The sequence below is a fragment of the Vreelandella rituensis genome (genome assembly GCF_003336665.1).
Taxonomy (GTDB): Bacteria; Pseudomonadota; Gammaproteobacteria; order Pseudomonadales; family Halomonadaceae; genus Vreelandella; species Vreelandella rituensis.
This window is the reverse complement of sequence record NZ_QPIJ01000104.1, coordinates 1-5,342: the sequence shown is the minus strand read 5'-3', so window position 1 is coordinate 5,342 and position 5,342 is coordinate 1. Positions and strand designations below refer to the sequence as shown.

Annotated in this window: 5 protein-coding genes; 1 reads left to right on the top strand and 4 read right to left on the bottom strand. The window is 50.3% G+C overall.

Annotated features, from left to right (window positions below):
- Positions 1-117: 117 nt before the first annotated feature.
- The 3 genes from DU506_RS20495 to DU506_RS20485 form a co-directional block, all read right to left on the bottom strand.
- A complete protein-coding gene (locus DU506_RS20495) occupies positions 118-1,059 on the bottom strand; it encodes a metallophosphoesterase (RefSeq protein WP_114488698.1) in 942 nt (313 codons plus the stop codon).
- A gap of 349 nt (positions 1,060-1,408) precedes the next feature.
- Entirely contained in the window at positions 1,409-2,224 is an 816-nt protein-coding gene (locus DU506_RS20490; RefSeq protein ID WP_235825848.1) for a PRC-barrel domain-containing protein, read from the bottom strand.
- A gap of 311 nt (positions 2,225-2,535) precedes the next feature.
- Entirely contained in the window at positions 2,536-3,276 is a 741-nt protein-coding gene (locus tag DU506_RS20485; protein ID WP_235825845.1) for a PRC-barrel domain-containing protein, read from the bottom strand.
- A 186-nt stretch (positions 3,277-3,462) separates the two neighbouring features.
- Between DU506_RS20485 and DU506_RS20480 the strand changes: the two genes are divergently transcribed.
- Positions 3,463-4,794, top strand: a complete 1,332-nt coding sequence (locus tag DU506_RS20480) for an RNA-guided endonuclease TnpB family protein (RefSeq protein WP_114488697.1) — start codon at positions 3,463-3,465, stop codon at positions 4,792-4,794.
- A gap of 139 nt (positions 4,795-4,933) precedes the next feature.
- On the opposite strand, the gene DU506_RS20475 is transcribed toward DU506_RS20480, so the two are convergent.
- Entirely contained in the window at positions 4,934-5,080 is a 147-nt protein-coding gene (locus DU506_RS20475; protein ID WP_220254487.1) for a DUF2933 domain-containing protein, read from the bottom strand.
- Positions 5,081-5,342: the final 262 nt, after the last annotated feature.

Genomic DNA, 5,342 nt, shown 5'->3' with positions numbered 1-5,342 from the left:
AGGCGGCAGAAGATAGTCGGTCTGGCGGTCAACGGGGATGAAGCGGCTCATGGCGTCGTTCCGGTGGGGTGGCAGGAGGCAAGTATCTCATGACGTTATCTAAAATCCGACAGACTGCTAGTAAAGGGTGAACAGAGTGACTTCGGGTGCTGCATTAAGTCTGACGGGAATTACGCTAAACCCAATGCCTCGGTTAACATAAAGTCTATTATCCGGATTTCCATAACCATTTATCCAACCATCGGTGTGTACCTCATCGTCGGCTAGCATAGCCATCCAGCTCCAGTCCGACCTCCATGGGAGCCTTATTTGACCTCCATGAGTATGGCCTGCCAGGGCTAACGGTGCTGCCCCTGCGGGGAAGGAGACAAAACTATCGGGATTGTGCATGAGCACAATCCGTGCCGCATCGTCAGGGAGCTGAGCCAGGGCGCGATGAGGGTCGTCGTTACCAGCGTAATGCGAACCAATGCCTACCAAATACAAGGGGGCGTCTTCCTGGTTTCCTGGGGATTCAAGAGCAACAGTTTCATTGACAAGGACAGTAATGCCTGCGTCTTCCAAGGCGGTCTGAACCTGCTGGGCAAGCCATGCTAACTTTGTATCGTCAGGTTTTTCCATCGCATAATCGTGATTCCCCAGCACTGCGTAGATAGGAATATTTGAATCTGTCAATGGCGACAACAAAGACAAAGCATGGCGTAGCTCGCTAAATATTTCCTCAACGTCTTCCTGCTCATACTCTTCACGCGTTTCTTCTTCAGACTCATCTCCGATAGGGTGATAGATAAAGTCGCCTGCGATCAGTACAACGCTCGGCTTTTGCCTTGAAAGGCGCTCTGCAATGTCTTTCACTGTGTTCTTGTTGGAAAGCCACATGCCTACTTGAAGATCGGCAATGAGCGCCACCTGCTGGTTCTGCCAAGCTGACGGTAGGTTGGGTATCTCGGCCCGTTCTTCATGGTAGTCAATCTGATAGGGGACACCAAACGTACCCCACAGGAGTAAGAGTGTTAGAAAAGCAGCGAGTAGAAGCAATGAGTACTTGATAATCTTCATTTGGATGGCATGTTCCTGTTCATTGCACAGCAAAAGGAGGGGCTAAATGCCACTCCCAAAATAAGTGCCTACTAAAAAATTAGATTATATATCCCAATGATTTTTCCCTGGTTTAGAACCACCTTCAATGTGAGGACTTGAGTCTTTAATCACGCCGCTGGAAATATACTATCGATGGAAGATAGCCCAGCGGGCTGTGCGGACGACATGCTTGTAGTGGCTTCTTATGATCGATTTCATGACCTATATTCCTGTAGGCTTGTTTCTAGTTGCATCAGGTCGAGTGAAACTTATATTACTTGTAAGTAGAAGCGATTTATAATGGTTAAAGTGACGCATTTTTTCGTAATTAATTCAAGATGCTATCGTATTTATCATATTCGAAAGCCGGGAGCTCCTCGACATCTTCCTTTGAGTAAGGAAGGATGTAATGAGTGTCGCCCGGCCGCCAGCTTTCGGGATAACCATAAAATGGATAAGCGCGGGGGCCTTGGCCAAACTCGGAGCGTGCCGGTTTAATGATGATAGCTTGCATGGTGCCATTTCTTGATAAAAGAGCATCCTTGATATATCCATATCCCTCATCATTTTCCATGCTTGCATAATCATGTATGATGTCGGTGATTTTCCATGTTTGCGGACCGGTAGCGACGTCTCTCTCCACATTAGTAACTCGCTCAAGCTCTTGTTTGTAGACATAGGCCTCATTTATATTAATATTTGTAAAAAGATCGTATTCTTCCAGATTATCTTGTCGAACTGGAACCTTTATACCATCCTCAAAAAACTTGACCTCATCCCATGGGATGGCGACATGTCTATCACCGCTGTTCCACATGCCTCCTATTTCAGCAATAACAGCGACGATCTGGTTTTCCTGGTCAAGAATAATGTTTGCCATCTCGCCTATTTCATTTCCTTGAGGGGAGAATACCTTCGCATCTAGAAACTTCTCTGCGCGAAATCCACCCTGTTCATAAATAGGCTTATAACTCCATTCATCAAGTGAGCGAAGCCTGTTGTCATGCTGCGTACCGCTTAAATCAATTTGGTCGGCTCGGCTATTGGGCTGATTTTCATCTTCTGCTGCCTGGATCTGCATTGGTATAACAGAAGTGAGCATGATTAGTGACATGATGGGAAATACATTGCGATATAGACTCATTTTTTTAACTCCTCTAGCTCTCGTTGATGCTTGGTTAGTCTAGGAAGCCTCATTTAAAGATATGTGCTGACATCAGCAACATTCTTATATGGCTGACTTATGCGGCCTTTATCGCAAAATTCTGAATCTTAATCAGAGCTTCCTTGGTTTTGGAACGGCAAAATATTCGTGTGTTTCGTGGTAAGTACATGGGCATAGCAAGCTTTTTATCTTCTCTGCGCGGGCCAGTTCATCACGGGTGGCCTGCTTGTCGGCAGGGTACCCGTGATGAAACCGGCCAGTTCAATTAGCGGCGATGGTTGACGTGCCAGTTATTCCTCCAGAAGACTTTCGTATCTTTCATAGTCGAAAGGCTCCATTTCGCCAATTTCATCTTCATCATATTGCAAGGAGTAAGCAGAATGGCCGGGGGCCCAGCCATACCCATACCCATAAAAGGGATAAGCGTAAGATCCACGGCCATAGGCTGCATCGGACGCGACTATCACACCTTGAACCTCGCCATCACGCGAGAACAGTATGTTGTCGATATAACCATAGCCAATGGCTTCTCCAACCGCTGCATAGTCGTCAAGCAAGTCGGTGAGCTTCCAGATACCCGTGCCAGCGTCAATATCATCATCAACTTGCTGGATCTGGCTGAGATTTTGCTCGGTGATGTAGTCGTCAGAAGCAAAGAGTCCGTATTCATCGGCATTGTCTTCTGTTATCGGAATCATCACTCCGTCTTCGTGCAGTTCAATTTCTTCCCAGGGAACCAGGACATGCGTATCCCCAATATCCCAGAAACCACCTACCTGGGCGATGATGGCAGCTATTTTATTGTCTCGTGTAATAAGCACATTTTCGACACTGCCAATTTCTTCCTCATTTTCCCCAAAGACCTCGGCATCCATCAATCTGTCAGCTCTTATACCGCCAGCTTCATAAATATCTTCATAATTCCAGTCACTTAATGGCCTTACTGCCCCTTCCTGAGCTTGGGCTTGAAGCATGACCGTGGAGGTTGCGATGGCTAGCGTTGTGACACAAACATTGCGTTTGATTGACATGACAGCACTCCTTACCTGTTGGTGTTATTGCAAGCTAGGAGAGAAGTCGCCAGCTGTAAAGGAAGCGTATTTGAACAAAATCCTGCCGCATTCTGCGATTCGATTCTTTGAATGAATCGACAGTTAAGGCAGGGCAAGGCGTCAGTCTTGCTTGTTCTTATAACTGGTTGAATATATAGTTTTCTTATGCCGATCATCCGTTCCGACTCCCTGGCGCTACACGTCACCAGTGCCGACCAACAGACCGCTCTGGCGGATACGCTGGCGCTGTATCGACGGCTGGTGCGCGATCTGATGACCGTGGCCTATACCCACTGGCCGGTGGTGGGGGCTGGCAAAGGCAATGACGTCGTCAAGGTGATCGAAGGGCTTATTCATCCGACCCGCCAGCGGCCGCAAGTACGCTATCCCTATTTCGCCAAACGTTACTACAAATTCCCTTCGTACCTTCGCCGCGTGGCTATTATGGATGCGGTCGGTCAAGTCCGCTCCTTCGTGACACGGTTCGATACGTGGCTGCGGGGTAAGCGCAAGCACCCCCACGAGAAGCCGCCACGCCTGACATCCAGCACCAAGACCTTTCCGAGCCTTTACGGGAGCCAGTGCGCCAAGATCAATGCCGATGCCAGCCATGCCTTTATCAAGGTGCGACAGCACAATGATTGGGTCTGGATGGGATTTCGGCTCAAGGGAACATGCCGGTTCCGGGGGAAAGGCAAGGCCAAATCCCCGCTACTGACCACTAACGGTCGACAATGGCAGCTCTCGTTGCCCGAACAGTTCGATCCACCCAAGCCCGCCAAAGGCGCGCCTGACCGGGTGCTCGCGGTGGATGTTGGCATTAACACGGCGGCGACCTGGGCGGTCGTCGATGCTCAAGGCACTGTCCACGCACGCGGGTTTCTATCGCGCACGGATAAAGGCCGGGAGTATCGGCTCATGCAACGCATCCGCCGTCAGGCACGGAAGCAAACCCGGCACGGAAGCCGGTTGCCACCGGGCTTCTGCCGTCGCGATCACCAGCGTTTAACTCACCTGGCTGATAACCAAGCCCATCAGGTCAGTCGACGGCTGGTGAACCTGGCGCTCAAACATGACTGCCAAGCCATTGCCGTCGAAGACCTGAAAGGCTGGCGTCCGAAAGCGGGTAAAAAGCGCACGCCGATGAAAGCGCGGTTTCACCGCTGGTTCCATCGCCAGCTCGTGACGCGCATCGAAAGCAAAGCCGAAGAAATCGGCCTGCGCTTCGTGGCGGTCTATGCCCGTGGTACGTCCAGCCAGGCGTTCGACGGGTCAGGGCCGGTGAAACGCGATAAGGATGATTATAGCCAGTGTACGTTTAGCACCGGCAAGCGCTATCACGCGGACCTTAATGCCGCCTATAACATCGCCGCCCGCGGGCATGTTGTTTACCAAGGGCGCGGCCGCAAGGCTACCGCCCGTGTGAGCTCGCAAACGCCGACTCGCACACCGCGAACTCCGGTCACGCTCTCCACACTTTGGCAACAAAGCGCGTGAGAGTGATGGGAATCCGCGATTCTATTCTTTGAATGAATCGTCGGAGGGTTCAAGCTGCTGCGGTCTTTGTTCCCGGCCTGGATATGGACCGCATGAATGCCATTGTCCGAGTATTGGAAGCCGTTACCGCGCTTCCCAACTATCGGCGTTTATGCATGAAAATATGCATCAGGGGGCAGGCTGCCAAAAAGAGGAAAGGTAAGGCCTGAAAGAGGTGAAAGCGGTGATTTGTTCCCATCAAGTAACCCACCAAAATGACAAACCCGGCCAGCGGCACCCACACCATCAGCAGACGGCTAGCTTTTTGACTCATAGTCCCCCTGTAGCACTTCCGGTGTTACCTATCGCAAGGAGGTAACAGTTGTTTGTTGATGGTCAGATTCACTCGTTACCCCCAAACTTTTCATGGAATTGTCTCAGTTTTTATCTAGAAGCGCGTAATACCTCTTCCTGAGTCGCGTAGCGCGAAGGGAGGGGATACAAGCGCGGCGTCCGAGAGGACGTCTTGTGTTCTTACGTAAATGATATTAAACTGTAAGCCATGAAAA